Origin of the sequence: Campylobacter sp. 2014D-0259, assembly GCF_008000505.1 — a bacterium.
Taxonomy (GTDB): Bacteria; Campylobacterota; Campylobacteria; order Campylobacterales; family Campylobacteraceae; genus Campylobacter_D; species Campylobacter_D jejuni.
This window is the reverse complement of sequence record NZ_VOAQ01000024.1, coordinates 65,567-85,063: the sequence shown is the minus strand read 5'-3', so window position 1 is coordinate 85,063 and position 19,497 is coordinate 65,567. Positions and strand designations below refer to the sequence as shown.

Annotated in this window: 16 protein-coding genes and 1 pseudogene; all 17 read left to right on the top strand. The window is 30.1% G+C overall.

Translation table 11 applies throughout. The annotated features are described in order from the left end of the window. The first annotated feature begins 35 nt into the window (after window positions 1–35). Window positions 36–1,334 (top strand): UDP-N-acetylmuramate--L-alanine ligase, encoded by a 1,299-nt coding sequence (gene murC, locus SR63_RS05030; RefSeq protein WP_072238648.1) that lies wholly within the window; start codon window positions 36–38, stop codon window positions 1,332–1,334. Beyond that, window positions 1,327–1,677, top strand: coding sequence for a hypothetical protein (locus SR63_RS05025; protein ID WP_002866087.1), 351 nt, complete (start codon window positions 1,327–1,329; stop codon window positions 1,675–1,677). The genes murC and SR63_RS05025 overlap by 8 nt, the downstream gene beginning before the upstream one ends. Then, window positions 1,667–3,877, top strand: coding sequence for an endonuclease MutS2 (locus SR63_RS05020; protein ID WP_079254162.1), 2,211 nt, complete (start codon window positions 1,667–1,669; stop codon window positions 3,875–3,877). Before SR63_RS05025 ends, SR63_RS05020 begins: the two co-directional genes overlap by 11 nt. Window positions 3,878–3,885: 8 nt before the next feature. Continuing rightward, window positions 3,886–7,726, top strand: a pseudogene (locus SR63_RS05010) (restriction endonuclease subunit S). Window positions 7,727–7,768: 42 nt separating this feature from the next. Beyond that, window positions 7,769–8,470, top strand: a complete 702-nt coding sequence (locus SR63_RS05005; RefSeq protein ID WP_002866083.1) for an SIR2 family NAD-dependent protein deacylase — start codon at window positions 7,769–7,771, stop codon at window positions 8,468–8,470. After that, the gene (locus SR63_RS05000; RefSeq protein ID WP_002866082.1) at window positions 8,463–9,062 is read left to right on the top strand and encodes a LysE family translocator; all 600 of its coding nucleotides are present in this window, start codon (window positions 8,463–8,465) and stop codon (window positions 9,060–9,062) included. Before SR63_RS05005 ends, SR63_RS05000 begins: the two co-directional genes overlap by 8 nt. 4 nt (window positions 9,063–9,066) lie before the next feature. Continuing rightward, window positions 9,067–10,164, top strand: a complete 1,098-nt coding sequence (gene dapE / locus SR63_RS04995; RefSeq protein WP_002866081.1) for a succinyl-diaminopimelate desuccinylase — start codon at window positions 9,067–9,069, stop codon at window positions 10,162–10,164. 9 nt (window positions 10,165–10,173) lie between these two features. Next, the gene (locus tag SR63_RS04990) at window positions 10,174–12,237 is read left to right on the top strand and encodes an N-6 DNA methylase (protein ID WP_147498390.1); all 2,064 of its coding nucleotides are present in this window, start codon (window positions 10,174–10,176) and stop codon (window positions 12,235–12,237) included. Window positions 12,238–12,241: 4 nt separating this feature from the next. Continuing rightward, a complete protein-coding gene (locus SR63_RS04985) occupies window positions 12,242–12,967 on the top strand; it encodes a DUF3800 domain-containing protein (RefSeq protein ID WP_022552310.1) in 726 nt (241 codons plus the stop codon). Further along, on the top strand, window positions 12,967–13,470 hold the full coding sequence (locus SR63_RS04980) for a hypothetical protein (RefSeq protein WP_002866078.1): 504 nt from the start codon (window positions 12,967–12,969) through the stop codon (window positions 13,468–13,470). Before SR63_RS04985 ends, SR63_RS04980 begins: the two co-directional genes overlap by 1 nt. Window positions 13,471–13,595: 125 nt before the next feature. Beyond that, window positions 13,596–15,041 carry a restriction endonuclease subunit S gene (locus tag SR63_RS04975; protein ID WP_002866077.1) on the top strand — a complete coding sequence of 482 codons (1,446 nt, stop codon included), beginning with the start codon at window positions 13,596–13,598 and terminating at the stop codon, window positions 15,039–15,041. After that, on the top strand, window positions 15,038–15,229 hold the full coding sequence (gene thiS, locus SR63_RS04970) for a sulfur carrier protein ThiS (protein ID WP_002853007.1): 192 nt from the start codon (window positions 15,038–15,040) through the stop codon (window positions 15,227–15,229). The genes SR63_RS04975 and thiS overlap by 4 nt, the downstream gene beginning before the upstream one ends. Further along, entirely contained in the window at window positions 15,226–16,029 is an 804-nt protein-coding gene (thiF, locus tag SR63_RS04965) for a thiamine biosynthesis protein ThiF (RefSeq protein ID WP_002853687.1), read from the top strand. The genes thiS and thiF overlap by 4 nt, the downstream gene beginning before the upstream one ends. 2 nt (window positions 16,030–16,031) lie before the next feature. Further along, a complete protein-coding gene (locus SR63_RS04960) occupies window positions 16,032–16,808 on the top strand; it encodes a thiazole synthase (protein ID WP_002866076.1) in 777 nt (258 codons plus the stop codon). 2 nt (window positions 16,809–16,810) lie between these two features. Next, window positions 16,811–17,956: a 2-iminoacetate synthase ThiH gene (gene thiH, locus SR63_RS04955; RefSeq protein WP_002873309.1), complete on the top strand. Its 1,146-nt coding sequence runs from the start codon at window positions 16,811–16,813 to the stop codon at window positions 17,954–17,956. Then, window positions 17,946–18,551 (top strand): thiamine phosphate synthase, encoded by a 606-nt coding sequence (locus SR63_RS04950; protein WP_002866073.1) that lies wholly within the window; start codon window positions 17,946–17,948, stop codon window positions 18,549–18,551. The genes thiH and SR63_RS04950 overlap by 11 nt, the downstream gene beginning before the upstream one ends. Next, complete coding sequence (locus tag SR63_RS04945) at window positions 18,548–19,438, top strand: helix-turn-helix domain-containing protein (protein WP_022552309.1); 891 nt, start codon at window positions 18,548–18,550, stop codon at window positions 19,436–19,438. The genes SR63_RS04950 and SR63_RS04945 overlap by 4 nt, the downstream gene beginning before the upstream one ends. Window positions 19,439–19,497: the final 59 nt, after the last annotated feature.

The following is a 19,497-nucleotide window of genomic DNA, read 5'->3' as shown; positions in this document are numbered from 1 at the left end:
TGCTAAAATTTAGCCTTTAAAGTATAAAGGTTTAAATCATGCAAAATATCCATTTTATCGGCATAGGCGGTATAGGAATTTCCGCTTTAGCAAGATTTTTAAAAGAAAAAGGTTTTAAGATTAGCGGAAGTGATCTTAAAGAGAGCAAAATCACTAAAGAACTAGAAAAAGAAGGGGTTAAAGTAAGCATCCCTCATCATAAAGACAATATTTTAAACAAAGATTTAGTTATTTATTCTGCTGCTATCAAAGAAGAAAATCCTGAATTTAAACATGCTAAAGAATTAGGCATTAAATGCCTTTCACGCAAGGAAGCCTTACCTCTTATTTTAGAAGATAAGCGTGTTTTTGCAGTTGCAGGAGCACATGGAAAAAGCACGACTTCAAGTATTTTAGCTTCTTTGCTTGATGATGCTTCTGTGATCATCGGAGCGATTTTAAAAGAATTTGGTTCAAATATGATTTATAAAGAAAGTCAAAACCTTGTTTTTGAAGCTGATGAGAGCGATAGTTCTTTTTTAAATTCAAATCCTTATTTGGCTATAGTTACCAATGCGGAAGCAGAGCATTTAGATCATTATGGCAATGAAGTTTCAAAACTCCATCATGCTTATACGCAGTTTTTAGATGTGGCTAAAATTCGCGTGATTAATGCTGAAGATGAGTTTTTGAAAAATTATAAAAATGAGTCAATCAAGCTTTATCCAAGCAAAGATATTAAAAACTGCACCATGTGTATAGAAAATTTCAAACCTTTTACGAGTTTTGAGTTAAAAGATTTAGGTGAGTTTAAAGTTTTTGGTATGGGATATCATTTAGCTCTTGATGCGTCTTTGGCGATTTTGGCGGCTCTAAATTTTTTAGATATAGAAACGATAAGAACTAGGCTTAAAAATTATCAAGGTATTAAAAAGCGTTTTGATATTTTACATGCTGATGAAAATTTGGTTTTAATCGATGATTATGGTCATCATCCTACTGAAATAAAAGCGACTTTAAGCGCAGCACAAGAATACGCAAAATTAGGCGGATATAAAAAAATCACAGCCATTTTTGAACCCCACCGCTACACGCGTTTGGCTGCAAATTTAAAGGAATTTGCAAAGGCTTTTGAAGGTGTTGATGAGCTTGTAATTTTACCTGTTTATGCTGCAGGAGAAGAGCCTATAGAACTTGATTTAAAAGCGGTTTTTCCTAAGGCTTTATTTGTGGAAGATATTAAAAGAGAGGGTAAATTTTTGGTAGCTTCTAAGGGACAGGTTTTTGAAGAAGGGCTTATTATAGGTTTTGGTGCAGGAGATATCAGTAATAAATTAAGGCAAAAGAATGAGTAGGTTTTTTTTATATCTTTTAATCATCTTAATTTTAGCCTTAATTACTTTTGTTTTGCGTGAAAAATTGGGCAAAAAAACCAAACCTTTTTTTGGTGTTTTGCTTGTGATTTTTATTGTTTTAGCAGTATTTTTTGAATTTGAAAATACGCAAAAAAGTCATTTAAGAACAGATATTATCGTAGCTTTTAATCAAAATAAAAATATTTTATGTAAAGATATCAATGTTTCTAAGGCGTATTTTAATTATGAATTTGGTACAGGAAGTTTTATTTCAAAGGATAATAATCAAAGTTTTAATTCTTTAATTATAGATATTAAAGATTGTAGGTTAAATGATGAATGATACAAAAGAAGAATTGATCTCAAAGCTTGATTTAAACAGCTATTTAGAAGAGTTTAAAGCCCTTTTTGCAAGAGATAAAGAGATTTTTTTGCAAGGAGATTCTAATCTTCATTTTAAACGCATACATGAGCTTTGTGAGGTGGAATTTCCTACTATGCCAGAGCTTAGCAATCTTGATAAAGCCTTAGTTCATTTAAGCAAGCAAGGAATTTTGCATTTAGATGAAATTTTTGAATTTGTAAAAATTTTTCGTTATTTTGAAAAGTTAAAAAAAATAAAACTAGGAACAAATTTAGACTCTTGGTTGCAAAAGATAGAATTTGCTAGTGGGGCTTTGGAGCTTTGTTTGAATTTCGATGAAAAAGGGGAGTTAAAAGAAAGTTTAGATGAAAGACTTGTAAATCTTAATACTGCTTTAAGATTAAAAAATGAAAGCATAATAGCTGAGTTTAAGAAATTTTGCTATACAAAAGCTTTAATGCCTTATCTTATCGATACACAAATCCATCTTATAAACAATCTTGAAGCCTTGCTTGTAAGAGGCGGGTTTAATCACGCTATTAAAGCAAAAATCATAGGCAGAAGTAGTGGCGGTGGCTTTTATATCGTGCCTTTAAGTGTTGAGAATTTGCAAAATGATATAGAAAAAATCAAAAATCAAAAAGAAGAAATTTATTATGAATACGCTAAAAATTTCTCAGCTTTTTTAGCAAAAAATCTACCTTTTTTAAAATTTATCAATACAGCCTTTGATCTTTTTGATCATTATAGTGCTAGGGTTTTGTTTGCTAAAAAAAGGGATTTTGAATTTGTTTTGTGTGATCAAAGTACGGATTTGGTTCTTAAAAATTTCGCCCATCCTGCTTTAAAAAATCCAAAAAGCGTGAGTTTGGAATTTAAAAAACAAGTTTTAATCATCACAGGGGTAAATGCAGGCGGAAAATCCATGCTTTTAAAATCCATGTTAAGCGCAGCATTTTTAGCTAAACATCTTTTGCCTATGCATATAAAAGCAAGTGAAAGTAAAATCGGTACTTTTAAAGAATTTGATGCCATCATAGAAGATCCGCAAAATGTTAAAAACGACATTTCAACTTTTGCAGGAAGAATGTTGCATTTTTCTAGACTTTTTTCTAAGAAAAATTTGCTTTTAGGTATCGATGAAATAGAGCTTGGAACAGATTTTGAAGAAGCGGCTTGTTTGTATAGTGTGTTAATTTCAAAACTCATAGCTAATAATCTTAAAATCATCATCACCACGCACCACAAACGCCTTGCTATGCTTTTAGCAAAGAATGAGCAAGTTGAACTCATTGCTGCTTTATATAATGAAGAGCTTTCACGCCCAAAATATGAGTTTTTAAAAGGTACTATAGGAAAATCTTATGCCTTTGAAACCGCTTTGCGTTATCAGATTCCGCCGAATTTAGTTAGCGAGGCTAAAAAGCTTTATGGCGAGGATAAAGAAAATTTAGAAGAGCTTGTGGGTAAAAATATCAATCTTGAATTAGAACTAAAAGCTAAGCTTGAAAATGTTGAGAAAAAAGAGCAAAAAGTCGATGAAATTTTACTTTCTTTAAAAGATCAAAAAGAAAAAAATGAACAAGAATTTCGCACGAGTTTGAGAAATTTAGAATTTAAATTTCACAAAGCCATAGAAGAAGCTAAGAAAACCATACAGCTTAAAGACACAAAAGATAAGCAAAGAAGCCTTAATAAAGCCAATGAACTTAAAAAAGAAATCATCTTGCCAAGTATGGAGCAAAACGAAGAATTGCGTGTGGGGGATTTTGTAAAATATGAAAAAATTAAGGGTAAAATCATAAGCATTTCTAAAAACGATGCTATGGTTGAAAGCGATGGGATCAAACTTCGTGTGCCTTTAAAACTGCTTAAAAAAAGTGGCGCAATGCCAAAAAAAGTAGCAAAAACAAGTATAAGCATAAGCAAACCAAGCAATCTAAGTGTAACTTTGGATTTGCACGGGCTTAGGAGTGATGAAGCTATTTCAAGGCTTGATAAATTTATTTCAGATGCTTTGCTTGCAGGCTTTGATGAAGTTTTAGTTTACCATGGTATAGGAACAGGAAAGCTTGCCTTTGCTGTAAGAGAGTTTTTGAAAACTCATAAAAGTGTCAAGGGCTTTAATGACGCACCGATCAATCAAGGTGGCTTTGGTGCTAAGGTGGTGAGATTATAAGGAAATAAATGATTACAAAAGATAATTTAAAACAAGTTCTAGAAAACTTAGGCTTTAAAAATAAAAATGAAAATTATGTAAAAACAATCAATAATTACACACTTTTAATAGATTATAAAAACCAAAGTATTAATTACCCAAAAGAAATAAAAATTCACGATAAAACTACTTCTAATTTTTCACACCCTGAAAATTTTGTAGTTTTTGAATGTGTGCATAGACTTTTAGAAAAAGGTTATAAGGCTGAACATTTAGAGTTAGAGCCAAAATGGAATCTTGGCAGGGATAAAAAAAGGTGGTAAGGCTGATATTTTAGTAAAGGATAATGAAAACAATCCTTATTTGATTATAGAATGTAAAACCACAGATTCTAAAAATAGTGAATTTATAAAAGAATGGAATAGAATGCAAGAAGATGGCGGGCAGCTTTTTTCTTATTTTCAGCAAGAAAAAGGTGTAAAATATCTTTGTCTTTATACAAGTGATTTTAGCGATAAGTTAGAATATAAAAATTACATCATACAAGCTTACGATAACGAAGAATATCTAAAAGAAAAGGAATTACAAAATTCTTATAAAAAATCTAATAACAATATAGAACTTTTTAAAACTTGGAAAGAAAGTTATGAACTGCAATATTTTAAACAAGGTATTTTTGAAGCAAATGTCAATGCTTATAAAATTTTAGAAATTACTCCAACTTTTGATAATCTTAAGGAACTTAAAGAAGAAGGTAAATATCACGAATTTGCAAAAATTTTACGCAAGCATAATATATCAGGCAAGGAAAATGCCTTTGATAAACTTGTAAATATTTTTCTTTGTAAAATCTATGATGAAACTTTTAATAAAAACAATCTCAAATTTGGATATTTTGGTGTAATGGCAGATACTTATGCAAATATGCAAGATAGATTAATGTGGCTTTATAAAGAAGCTATGAAAGAATTTTTAGGAGAAAAAATTACCTTTGTATCTAATGAAGATATAGAAAAAGACTTTAAGCAATTAAAGATAAAAACTTTAAAAGAAGTAATGCAAAATTACATCAAAGAATTAAAATTTTATTCAAATAATGATTTTGCATTTTTAGAAGTGCATAATAAAGAATTATTCTTAAAAAATGCACTTGTATTAAAAGAAATAGTAGAGCTTTTTGCAAATTACAAGCTTACTCAAAACTCTACAAATCAATTTTTAGGCAATCTTTTTGAACTTTTTTTACAAAAAGGTATGAAGTAAGATGAAGGGCAGTTTTTTACCCCTATTCAAATTTGTGAATTTATTATGTATTCTTTACCGCTTCAAGAAATGTTAAGCAAAAGCTCTAAAGCTTTAAGGGTGATTGATTATGCTTGTGGTGCTGGACATTTTTTAAACACCTATGCCAATGAGCTTAAGCGTTATCTAACAGAAGATGAGCTTAAAGAGCATTATAAAAATATTTATGGTATTGAAAAAGAGTATCGCTTAAGTAAGGTTTCTAAGGTATCAAGTGCAATGTATGGGCAAAATGAAATCAATATTTTATATGCTGATGCACTTGCTTCTTTTGAATTAGCAAATACAAATAATTTAGAAGGAGAAAAAGCAAAACCACAAATAGAATCAAATAGTTTTGATTTGCTTATAGCAAATCCGCCTTATTCTGTAAAAGGATTTTTAGAAACTTTAAGTGATAAATCTAAGAATACCTATAAACTTTTTAACGATGATATAAACATAGAAACAAATAATTCTATCGAATGCTTTTTTTGCGAGCGAGCAAATCAAATTTTAAATGATAATGCTAAAGCTGCCATTATTTTGCCAAGTTCTATTTTAAATAAGGATTCTATTTATAAAAATACAAGAGAAATATTGTTTCAAAATTTTGATTTTATTGCCATTGTAGAGCTAGGTAATCAAACATTTGGAGCAACAGGGACAAATACGATTATTTTATTTTTACGCAAAAAAGAAACTTTTAAACAAGAAAATCATCTTATTTCTCAAGATTATAGTTTGATTAAAGAACGCATAGAAGCTGAAAATTTAAAAGACAATGAAAACTTTTATCAAAATTATCTAAGTGCATATTGTGATTTTAGAAAATTTGATAAAGAGCTTTATAGTAATTTTTTAAATGGAAACTTAGATTTTAATCTTGCAGAGTTAGAAGCCTTTAAAGATTATCGCAATGCATTTAGGCAAACAAGTGATTATAAAAAACTTAAAGAATCTAAAATTTATAAAGAAAGTAAAGATAAGCAAGATTTAGAAGATAAAGCCTTTTTAGCTTATGCTCAGGCAATAGAAAAGGATAAATTGCTTTATTTTAGTCTAAGTCTTAATCAAGAAGTTTTAATCATAAAATCCCCAAGTGATATAAAAGAACAAAAGAAATTTTTAGGTTATGAGTGGAGTAATAGAAAAGGTGATGAAGGTTTAAAAGAATTGCACGAGCCTTATTTGAGCCCACTTTTTGAAAGAGGCAATCCACAAAATGAGACTAAGCTTAATACTTTAATCTACAAATCTTTTTTAAATACGCTTGATGTTATCCCGCAAGAATTACAGACTTATGCTACAAAAGCAAGGCTTGTTGATATGATAGATTTTGAAAAAGTGGAATTTAATAAAGCTATAAGTTTAAATCCAAAAACTCAAAGAGAAGAAATAAAGTCTCAATACCCATTGGTTAAATTGAAAATTTGTGGAGATTTTTTCATGGGAGGAACACCATCAAGAAAAAATATAAATTATTGGAATGGGGATATTAAGTGGCTAACAATTAGCGATTACTCTAACCATCAAGTTATTATGGATACTAAAGAAAAAATTACAAGAGAGGGTTTTAAGAATTCTAATGCAAAAATGATACAAAAAGGTGCTGTTGTTGTTTCAATTTATGCAACTATTGGTAGAGTTGGAATATTAGGCGAAGATATGACAACAAATCAAGCTATAGTAGCTATTATTCCAAATGAAGAATTTATAAATAAATATCTTATGTATGCTATTGATTATTTTAAATTTCAATTATATAACGAAGTTATTACAACTTCGCAACAAAATATAAATTTAGGAATCTTGCAAAATATGGTTATTCCAAAACCACCGCTTGAAATTCAAAAACAAATCGTAGCAGAGTGTGAAAAGATAGAAGAGCAGTATAATACTTTAAGTTTGAGTATAAAAGAGTATCAAAACCTAATCAAAGCAATGCTTCAAAAATGTGGTATTATAGAGGACAATCAAGAATATGAACTAAATTCTATTTTAGATAAAATTAATAATTTGTGTAAAATAAATTTGGATAGTGAATTTTTATCATCATTTAATAAAACAATTAAAGAATATGCTTTATCAAATCCAATTTTTAAACTAAGTATTGGAAAAAGAGTTTTAAATAATGAGCTGCTTGAAAATGGACAAATTCCTGTTTATAGTGCAAATGTGTTGGAAGTATTTGGATTTGTTAATAAAGAAATTTTGCAAGATTATGATAATGATTCTGTTTTGTGGGGTATAGATGGAGATTGGATGGTGGGATTTATACCAAAAAATAAAAAGTTTTATCCAACTGATCATTGTGGGGTATTAAGGGTTGATGATACAAAAATAAATGCTAAATACATAAGTTTTATTTTAAATGAAGCTGGTAAAAAACAAGGATTTTCAAGAAAACTTAGAGCTTCAATAGATAGAATAAAAGCATTAAGAGTTAAACTTCCTTCTTTAGAATTTCAAGATCAAATAGCAGATATAATTGACAAGATTGAGAAAAAAATCAATGAATATAAAATAGAACTTGATAGATTAGAAAAAGAAAAAGAAAAAATCTTGCAAAAATATTTATTTTCTTAAAGCATTTTTCGCTAAACTTTGTAAATTTTATAAGGTTTAGCGATGAAAAACATTATGATATTAAGCGGAGCGGGTTTGTCTGCTCCAAGTGGGCTTAAAACTTTTAGAGATAATGATGGACTTTGGGAAGAATACGATGTGATGGAGGTTTGCTCTGCAACAGGTTTTAGAAAAAATCCTAAAAAAGTACTTGATTTTTACGATGCAAGAAGGGCACAACTTCAAAATGTAAAGCCAAATCATGCTCATGAAAAAATCGCACAATTAAAAGAAAAATGGGGTAAAAACCTTTTTGTCATCACGCAAAATGTAGATGATTTGCTAGAGCGTGCAGGGTGTAAAGATGTGATTCATTTGCATGGCTTTTTGCCCGAACTTCGTTGCCTAAAATGTGAAGGAATTTTTAATATAGGCTATGAAAAATTCACAGATAAACAATGCCCAAAATGCAAAAGTAAGGATTTAAGACACAATATAGTCATGTTTGAAGAGCAAGCTCCTGCTTATGCTACGCTTTATTCTTTACTTCATCAAACTTCATTATTTATTAGCATAGGCACAAGTGGGGCGGTTTTGCCTGTGGGGCAGTATGCTTCAATGTGTGAAAAAAGTATTTTAAATATTTATGAAAAAGATGTGAATTTAGAGCGATATTTTGATAAAATCTATATAGAAGATATTATAAGCGCTATTGATAAAATCACACTTGATATAGAAAATTTTATGAAAGATGGTAATGTTTGATTCTTTTTTAAGTGGAGTTTTTTTGGGCTTTGGAGTGAGTGTGCCTTTTGGACCTGTAAATATTTTGATTTTAACTTATGCACTAAAAGCTTTTAAAAATTCCATAGCTGTAGGACTTGGAGCATTTAGTATAGATATGCTTTATCTTTTTTTGCTTCAATTTGGGCTTTTAAATTTCTTAGACAATGTCATTTTTATGCGTTTTTTGGCGATTTTTGGTTTTTGTTTTTTAACTTATATGGCGTATTTGATGCTAAGAAAAAAGAAAGAAAGCTTAAATTTAGAGCATAAAGAATTTAAAGAAAGTCTTTTGAAAAGTTATATTAAAGGTATCATTTTAAATGGCTCTAATCCTTATGTGATAGGTTTTTGGCTTAGTGCTACAGGCATAGTTTTAAGCAATCAACACACTTATTCTACGATACTGGGGCTTGTTGTTGCTATTCTTTTTTGGATAGGTGCTTTAGCTTTTGTTGTCGCAAAATACAGCTATCTTTTTAGTGCAAAGGTGATTCGTATTATCAATATAGTTTCAGCTTTGATTATAGAGTATTTCGCTCTGAGTTTATTATACAAAACTTTTATAGGATAAAAAAATGAATGCAAAAGAATTTTTAATCGAACTTTTAAAATTTAAATCTGTTACGCCAAATGATGATGGAGCTTTAAATTTCATCGCTATGGAACTGAGTGATTTTGAAGCTTTTTTTATAGAAAAAGAGGGGATTAAAAATCTCTTGCTTACTAAGAAATTTAATGATGAGGGTGAGCATTTAGCTTTTGGTGGGCATGTAGATGTCGTTCCTGCGGGTGAGGGTTGGAAAAATGATCCTTTTGAGCCTTTGGAGGAAGAAGGCTTTATCTATGCAAGGGGTGCACAGGATATGAAAAGTGGCGTAGCTGCTTTTATCGATGCTGTAAAGGATGTTAGCTTTAAAGGGCGGAGATTAAGCCTTATTTTAACAAGCGATGAAGAAGGCGAGGCAAAATACGGAACAAAAGCTGTTTTAGAATGGATGAAAGAAAAAAATATGCTACCTGATTATGCTGTGGTTGCTGAACCTACTTGCGTAAAAAAAATGGGCGATAGTATCAAAATAGGGCGTCGTGGTTCTATCAATGGAAAACTTTTAATCCGTGGAAAACAAGGGCATGTTGCTTATCCTGAAAAATGTATCAATCCTGTGCATGATTTTGCACCGGTTTTAAAGCTTTTAGCGGGTTTTGATCTTGATCCAGGTAGTGCTGAATTTAGTCCTTCAAAAATCGTTATAACTGATATTCGTGGAGGTATGGGGGTATGTAATGTAACGCCAAATGATTTAAAACTTATGTTTAATGTACGCAATTCCCCTGATACAAGCTTAGAAGATGTAAAAAGTTATGTAGAAAAAATTTGTCATGGTTTAAACTATGAGTTAGAGCTAAAACAATCAAGCGAAGCTTTTTTGACAAATATCGATAATAAAATCGTTCAAAAAATGAATGAAAGCGTTCAAAAAATCACTCATGAAGTGCCAGAGCTTAATACCAAAGGCGGTACAAGTGATGCAAGGTATTTTGCAAAATACGGTGTAAAGGTAGTAGAATTTGGGGTTTGTAATGATAGAATTCACGCTATTGATGAAAGGGTAAGTATAGAAGAATTTGAAAAACTTTGTCTTGTTTTTAAAGACTTGATAGAAAATTTTTAAAGGTTTAGAATGATTGAGGAAATTTTAAAAGATAGTGATTATAAGCTAGATCTATTTAGTAAAAAAGCTATTGCTGAATTGGAAACTAAAATTATAGCTAAAACAAACAAAAATAACCAAATTATATACTATACTAATTGCCTTATCCGCGATAAAGAAATTAAACTTACGCCAGAAGAAATTGTGCGCCAGCTTTATATCGATAAGCTTTTAAATGAATATAACTATCCTAAAGATATGATAAAAATTGAATTTGGTGTGCATTTTGGACGCGAAGTAAAAAGGGCTGATATTGTGATAATGGATAAAATCCAAATCACAGTCCCATACATCATTATAGAAGTAAAAAAGCCAAAGTTGAAAGATGGCAAAGAACAATTAAAAAGTTATTGTAATGCTACAGGTGCAACTATGGCTGTGTGGTGTAATGGTAAAGAAATTAGCTATTATCATAGAAAAGATCCAAATTATTTTGAATCTATTCCAAATATTCCTGCATCAAACCAGATATTACCGGATCTGTTGAAAGTAAAATTTACCTTTGATGATTTGATTAAAGAAGATATTTTAAAAAGTCAAAAGCGAAGTTTAAAGAATTTAGTTACAGAAATGGAAGATGAGGTGTTGGCAAATGCTGGAGTTGATGTATTTGAAGAATGTTTTAAGCTTATATTTATAAAACTTTTTGATGAGCTAGAGGGTGCAAGAGATAGAACAAAGAGCTTAGAGTTTAGAAATTATGGAGAGTCTGATTCTGAACTTAAGCAAAAAATAGAAAAACTCTTTGATAAAGCAAAGAAAAAATGGGAAGGTGTATTTAATAATGATGAGAAAATTAAACTTTCTCCTTCGCACCTAAGTGTATGTGTATCATCATTGCAAAATGTAAAGTTATTTAACTCAAATTTAGAAGTGATTGATGATGCTTTTGAATATCTAGTGAATAAATCCTCAAAAGGTGAAAAAGGGCAATATTTTACTCCGCGTTATGTAATAGATATGTGTGTAAAAATGCTAAATCCCAAAAAAGATGAAAGTATGATAGATACTGCAAGTGGAAGTTGTGGATTTCCGATACATACTTGTTTTTATGTGTGGCGTTCAATTTATAAAGAAAGAGGCATAGAAGCAAGTCATCTCTTTACAGCCCAAGAAAAGATTTCTGAGTGTCAAGATTATGTAAAAGAAAAAGTGTTTGGTATAGATTTTGATGAAAAGAGTGTGCGCGTATCAAAAATGCTTAATCTAATTGCAGGTGATGGGCATACAAATGTTTTGTATTTAAATTCCATTGACTTTGATAGATGGGATGAGTGGGTAAAAGATGATGAAGATTGGCAAGATGTGTATTTTGAAGGTTTTAAACGCTTAAAAAATTTAAGAGTAACTAAAAATCAAAATAGAGATTTTAATTTTGATGTTTTAATGGCAAATCCGCCTTTTGCAGGAGATATAAAAGAGAGTAGAATTTTAGCTAGATATGAGCTAGGCAAAAAAGAAAATGGCAAACCTCAAAGTAAGGTAGGAAGAGATATTTTATTTATTGAACGAAATTTAGATATGTTAAAGCCTGGTGGTAGAATGGCTATTGTATTGCCACAAGGGCGTTTTAATAATTCAAGCGATAAATATATAAGAGAATTTATCGCACAAAAAGCTAGAATCTTAGCGGTTGTAGGACTTCATGGAAATGTCTTTAAGCCACACACGGGGACAAAAACAAGTGTTTTATTTTTACAAAAATGGGATGATAAATTATGTCCAAAGTGTGAGGACTATAATATCTTCTTTGCTACTATGAATGAGCCTAGTAAAGATAATTCAGGCGAAAAGATTTATTACCCACTTTTAGATTCTCATGATCATTTAGTAGTAAAACATGATTTATTTCATCCGCATTTAGAAGGAGATGAGCCTATAAAACAAAAAGATGAAAGCCAAGAAGAGTTTGACAAAAGAATACAAGAATATAGATTAAATGTAGAAAAATATAAAGACTTGCAAAAAGATGGCATAGCTGAAGCTTTTATTGAATTTGCAAAAGCAGAAAATTTGAGTTTTTGGAAAGAATAAGTGAATGAATAATATGAAAGAATTTAAAATTTTTTGCGATGAAAGCAATCATTTATTTTACAAAGATAATCCAACTTTGTGTTCAAGGGTTATGGTATTAGGAGCGCTTAAAGTTCCATCATCTGAAATTATTAAAATTAATAAAACAATTAAATATTTAAAGCATAAATACAAATATAATAAAGAAATTAAATGGACAAAACTAAATTTAAGTCAAAAAGGTTTTTATGATGAATTATTAGAATTCTTTTTTTCTTCTGTATATATGTGGTTTAAAGCTGTATTAATTCCAAATAAAACCATTCTACAACATGATATTTACAATCAAGGAGATCATGATTTATTTTATTATAAAATGTATTATCAAGCATTGCATAATTTAATAGATATTGATACAAAAATAAAAATATATCTTGATTATAAAGATACGAAGAGTGGAGATAAAATAAAAGGATTGGAAAAAGTTTTGTTTAATAAATTTAAACAATCAGTAAATATAAAAATTTTTACAATTCAATCACATGAATCAAATATTGTTCAACTTGTGGATTTGTTAATAGGTGCTATTTCATACAAAGCAAGAAATGATATAGAGCATGTAAGCGAAATAAAAAATTATATTATAAATAAAATTGAAACATTGGCAAATATTGAATTGGATGCAGGAACGCCACCTTGGGAAAATAAATTTAATATTTTTAGGATTCAATTGAGTAAAGGTGAACAATAATGTATCACCTCTTGGATTTTAGCACTTGTAAATGTGAAAATGAAAAATTTGACTTAGCTTATAAAATTTTCAAACAAGACTTTATTGAGGTTCCATTGTATTTAGCAGGTTGTATTTATATAGATCCGCAATCACATAAGAAGCATAAGGGGAAAGAAAAGATATTTTGGCATATCACAACACGAGAAAACAAACAAAATAAAACAAGGGAGTTTGATAGCCAAAGAGCTTGCAGAATAAATTGGATTAAACAAATTATTATCAATCATACTCATCCCGAAATTAAAGCTTTTTATTATAAAGAGAAACGGGCAATCCGTTTTTATTTGTGGTTATATAACCATAATTTTATAGTTATTTTACAAAAGCTAGGCAGAAGTAGTTCATTTTTAGTGACAAGTTTCTACATAGATAAAGGATATAATAAAAATATTTATGAAAAAAGATATAGAAATTATATAAACGGAAATGATATAGAGCTAAAGAATTGCGAATGGTTTTAGGGGTTTGGTGCAGATTTAGGCATCTGCAAGAAGCATAAAAGCTAGCCATCTCTTTCTACCACCGGTAGTTGAGCTTTATAATTATAAATATTTTTTACTTAGATTGAAATAAAAAAAGGAATAAAATGAATCTAAACCAAACTTTGCAGGAAAAATATCCACATTTAGAAGTAAGTGTATTAAAGCTTAGTGAAGTGAAAAAAAATATAGATTTTCGCATAGATGATAGTTTTTGGACAATGAAGCTTATTTATAACAATAAGTTGAACTATAAAAAAATAGGAGAATGTTTATTAAAATCTCAATATGGTATTTCAATAAATATGAATGAAGAGGGCGATGGTATCCCTATTTATAGAATGAATGACATTGATAATATGCTTTGTAATTTTGAAGTCAAAAAATATGCTTTAATTGATAAAAATGAATTGCAAACTTTTAGGTTAAATTATGGAGATGTTTTGTTTAATAGAACAAATTCCTATGAGTTTGTGGGCAGAACAGGAATTTTTTATAACAATAGAGAAAACTTTGTTTTTGCTTCATATTTAGTAAGGCTTGTTTGCAATAAGGAAATTCTGTTGCCAGAGTATCTTACAGTTTTTTTAAATACGCATATTGGTAAAAAAGAGATAAGAAGAAGGGCTAGACCATCAATTAATCAAGCTAATGTAAATCCTGAAGAATTAAAAGAAATTAAAATTCCCATTTTCCCTATGGAATTTCAGTTAGAAATTCAAAATTTGGTAAAAGATTCTCATAAGGCATTAGAAGAAAGTAAGGAGTTATATAAAAAAGCAGAGGAAACTTTATACCTTGAGTTAGGACTTGATCCAAAGAATCCATTGCAAAGTTTGCTAGATTCTAAAACAAATAATCCTACAAAATCACTCAATATCTCTATACACACATTAAAAGAATCTTTTCTAAAAACAGGAAGATTGGATTCTGAATATTATCAAAGTAAATATGAAGACATAGAAAAGATGATTAGAAGTTATAAAGATGGCTTTTGTAATTTAAAAGATTTAGTTAATGATATTTCAAGTGGTTTTGCATTTTCAAGTGATGACTACCAAGATGTTGGAGAGCTTGTATTAATTAGGATTAATAATATAAAAAATGCTACGCTAGATTTAAGCAATGTTATCTATCTTAAAAATGAAGCTTATAATTTAAGCCCTAAAGATAAAATAAAAAAAGGTGATATTTTAATTTCTATGTCTGGTAGCATTGGTTTGTCTTGTGTGGTTAGAGATGATATATCAGCTATGGTTAATCAAAGGATTTTAAAAATTTCGATTAAAAATTTTAATAGTGATGTTTTGGTATTGCTTTTAAATTCTTTTATTTGTAAAATGCAATTTGAGAGAATTGGTACTACAGGTGGGGTTCAAACAAATCTTTCTTCAATAGATATGCAAAATATCCTTATCCCTAAAATAGATTCTACAACTCAAGAAAAAATTGCAAAATATATACAAGAAAGCTTTAATTTAAGGAAAAAATCTAAACAATTATTAGATAATGCAAAAATTAAAGTAGAAGAGCAAATACAAGGAAAAATATGATTATCAATGGACAAAAGCTTGAGTTAAAAGAGCTTAAATTTATGGATTTTATCAAAGAAAAAGGCTTGAAAATAGAACTTATCGCCTTGGAATTAAATGGAGAGATTATACCTAAGAGTGAATTTGAAAATTTGATTTTAAAAGAAAACGATAAAGCTGAAATCGTAAGTTTTGTAGGAGGTGGATGATGAGAGTAAAATTCAATGGCAAAGAACTTGATACAGACTTTAAAACAAGTTTGGAATTTTTTGAAAATATCAGCAAAAATGAAAATGATGTATGGATTATCAATGGTTTTGCAACAAAAGAGAATATCGCTTTAAATGAAAATGATGAGCTTTTTTGTATAGAAAAAAATACTTTACCTCCAAAAGACGCACTAGATGCTATGATGAGAGCAAGACATACACCAAAGCTTCACGATAAACTTAAAAATGGGCGCGTGGCGGTGTGTGGTTTAGGCGGACTTGGATCACATATAGCGATAAATTTGGCAAGAAGTGGAGTGGGGTATTTAAAGTTGATTGATTTTGATGTTATTGAGCCTAGTAATTTAAATCGTCAAGCTTACCGTGTAAGTGATTTGGGCAAGTTTAAAACCGAAGCTTTAAAAGAGCAAATTAGCGAAATTAATCCTTATATCAGCGTTGAAATTTGTACTTTAAAAATCGATGAGGATAATTTAGAGTCTTTGTTTAAAGATATAGATATAGTTTGTGAAGCCTTTGATAGTGCTATCGCAAAAGCAATGATAGCGCAAAATTTTCATAGATTTTACAAAGATGGTATTTTAATCTGCGCTTCAGGGCTTGCGGGCTATGGTGATAGCAACAGCATACAAACAAGAAAAATTGCTAAAAATTTCTATGTGTGCGGGGATTTGGTAAATGGTGCTAAGGTGGGAAATGGACTTATGGCGCCAAGGGTAAATATTTGCGCAGGACATCAAAGTAACCTTGTTTTAGAGCTTTTAGCAAATAAGGAGTAAAAATGCAAGAAAATTTAAAAAACGATAAATTAAAAATAGGCAAATACGAGTTTGATTCAAGATTTATTTTAGGTTCTGGAAAATATTCGCTAGAGCTTATAAAATCAGCTATAGAAGAAGCTAAAACACAGATTATCACTCTAGCCTTACGCCGTGCAAATACAGGGGAAATTGCTAATATACTTGATTATATCCCTAAAAATATCACACTTTTACCCAACACTTCAGGCGCAAGAAACGCCGATGAAGCTTTACGCATTGCAAGGCTTTCAAGAGAGCTTGGTTGTGGAGAACTTATCAAGATAGAAGTGATAAGCGATAGTAGGTATTTGCTGCCTGATAATTATGAAACGATTAAAGCTTGTGAGCTTTTAGCTAAAGAGGGTTTTACGCCCCTACCTTACATGCATGCTGATCTTTACGCAGCTAGAGCTATGCGTGATGCTGGAGCTGCGGCTATCATGCCTTTAGCAGCGCCTATTGGGAGCAATAAAGGTTTATGTGCTAAGGAATTTATACAAATTTTGCTTAATGAAATTGATTTGCCTATCATTGTAGATGCGGGTATTGGAAGTCCTTCACAAGCTTGTGAAGCTATGCAAATGGGAGTAAGTGCGGTGATGGTAAATACAGCCATAGCTGAAGCAAAAGATGTTGCTTTAATGGCTAAAGCGTTTTCTTTGGCAGTAAATGCGGGAAGAGCGGCTTTTTTAGCAGGTTTGGCAAGTGTGAGTAAAGCTAAAGCAAGTTCTCCATTAACAGGCTTTTTAAGGGATTGATTATGCAAGATTATATGCAGTATTTACCTCATATGCAGGAAATAAAAAGCGAAATTTTAAACAAGGTTTTAACTCAAGTTCAAAGTTATGATGAGAGTCAATTTAGCGCTAAAGATGTTAAAAATGCTTTAAATCAAACACATTTAAGCATAGAGCATTTAAAAGCTTTGCTTTCAAGTGCAGCAGAAGATTTCATAGAAGAATTAGCCTTTAAATCCGCTAAAGTCAAGCAAAAATATTTTGGAAATTCTATCTCTCTTTTTACCCCACTTTATTTGTCAAATTATTGTAATTCTAAATGTGTTTATTGTGGTTTTCAAAAAGGTAATAAAATCGCAAGAGCCAAGCTAAGTGAAGCTGAAATTCACGAAGAAATGCAAGCCATTGCTAAAAGTGGTTTAGAAGAAATTTTAATGCTAACAGGCGAGGGTAGGGAGTTTGCAAGTGTAGAATATATAGCAAATGCTTGTAAAATAGCTAGAGAGTATTTTAAGGTTGTAGGCGTTGAAATTTATCCTATGAATGAAGATGAATATAAAATTTTGCATGAAAAGGGTTGTGATTATGTGACTGTTTTTCAAGAAACTTACAATGCTTTAAAATATTCTAAAATTCATTTAGCTGGTGAAAAACGCATTTTCCCTTATCGCTTTAATGCTCAAGAAAGAGCTTTAAAAGCGGGTATGCGTGGAGTGGCTTTTGGCGCACTTTTGGGTATAGATGATTTTAGAAAAGACGCCCTTGCTACGGCACTTCATGCGCATTTTTTACAACAAGCTTATCCTCATGCTGAAATTTCTATTTCAGTACCACGTTTAAGGCCTATTATCAATAATGCTAAAATTCATCCTAAAGATGTGAGTGAAAAACGCCTTTTGCAAGTACTTTGTGCTTATAGACTTTTTTTACCTTTTGCAGGCATTACCATTTCAAGTCGTGAAAGAATAGGCTTTAGAGATGAGGTTATTAAGCTTGGTGCTACTAAAATGAGTGCAGGAGTGAGTGTGGGTATAGGTGAGCATAAGGGTGAGAAAAAGGGTGATGAGCAGTTTGAAATTTCAGATGATAGAAGCGTAGATGAAATTTTAGCTATGCTTAAAAGATCCAATTTACAAGCTGTGATGAGCGATAGTATCTATGTGGGATAAAAAAATCATCGCCATAAGCGATAGAAAATGTGTAGAAATAGACTTTTTAAAGCAGATTGAAAAACTTGCTAAGGCTAAGGTAGATGCTATAGTTTTAAGAGAAAAAGATTTAAGCGAATTTGAGTATTATGATTTAGCAAAAGAAGTTTTAAGCATTTGCGTAAAGCAAAAAGTGACTTGTTTTTTGCATTTTTTTGATAGGGAGTGTTTAAAATTGGGGCATCGTTATTTTCACGCACCGCTTTCTTTGCTAAGAAAAGAGCCTAAATTAATAAAATATTTTCATATACTTGGCACTTCAGTCCATAGTAAAGAAGAGCTTTTAGAGGCGATGAGTTATAAGGTAAATTATGCTTTTGTAGGGCATATTTTTGAAAGTTCTTGCAAGGTGGGTTTAGAGCCTAAAGGGATTGATTTTTTAAAATCCTTGCTTGAATTTAGTCAAATTCCACTTTATGCTATAGGCGGTATCAATACTCAAAATATAGAAAATTTTAAAGATATAAATATAGCAGGCGTTTGTATGCGTGAAATTTTAATGAAAGAAAAAGATCTTAAAAAGTATCTTTTAGAATGTAGGCAAAATTTACGATGAATAAAATTCTTTCTTTACCAGAAGATTTAAAGCAATTAAAAGGTGTCAATTATAAAAAAATTAAATCTTGCACTTTTGCTAAATATACACAAACGGATACTTCGCATTCTACTTTTGTTAATGTAGGAAGTCATCTTTTAACTTTTGTTCGCAAAGGATATAAAATTTTACACACTGCATCAAAAGATTATAAGATTAACTCTTATGAAACTTTGTTTTTAAAAGCTGGGAGCTATACTTTAAGCAATGTAGGACTTAGTAAAGGAGTTTATGAAGCTTATTTATTTTTTTTTGACAATGCATTTTTAATTGAACTTATTTATAAGTATAAAGATTTTTTTAAACTAGATCAAAAGTTTCAAAACTATGAAATTTTTTGGGTAAAAAATGATAAGATTTTGCAAGGAATTTTGGAAAGTTTTTCACCGCATTTTGAAGAAAATACGCAAATTTTAGATCCTATAGTGAGTTTGAAATTTGAAGAGATTTTTTTACATTTGCTTTTAAATAAGAATATTTATTTTATTAGTTTTTTATCAGGAATTTTAAAAGAATTTCGCCTCGATCTTTCCCAACTTTTTGAGTATTGCGGTAGAGAATTTTTAAGCGTAAATGAAATGTCTAATTTTGCGAAATTAGATTTAGCAACTTTTTCTAAAGAATTTAAGAAATGTTTTGGACAAAATCCTAAAAAATGGTTAGATGAAAAAAGGTTGCAAAAAGCAAAGATTTTACTTAAATTTTCTAAAAAAAATATTAATGAAATAGCTAATGAGTGCGCTTTTTCTTCGGTAGCTTGGTTTATTGAAAGATTTAAAGAGAAATATGAGCAAACTCCTAAGCAATATCAAAAGACAAAAAACTTGTATTTTTTATCAAAAAACTAGCACATTTTTTTTATCCAAATAAATATAATTCAATGAAAATATTTTTAAATAAAGGAGAA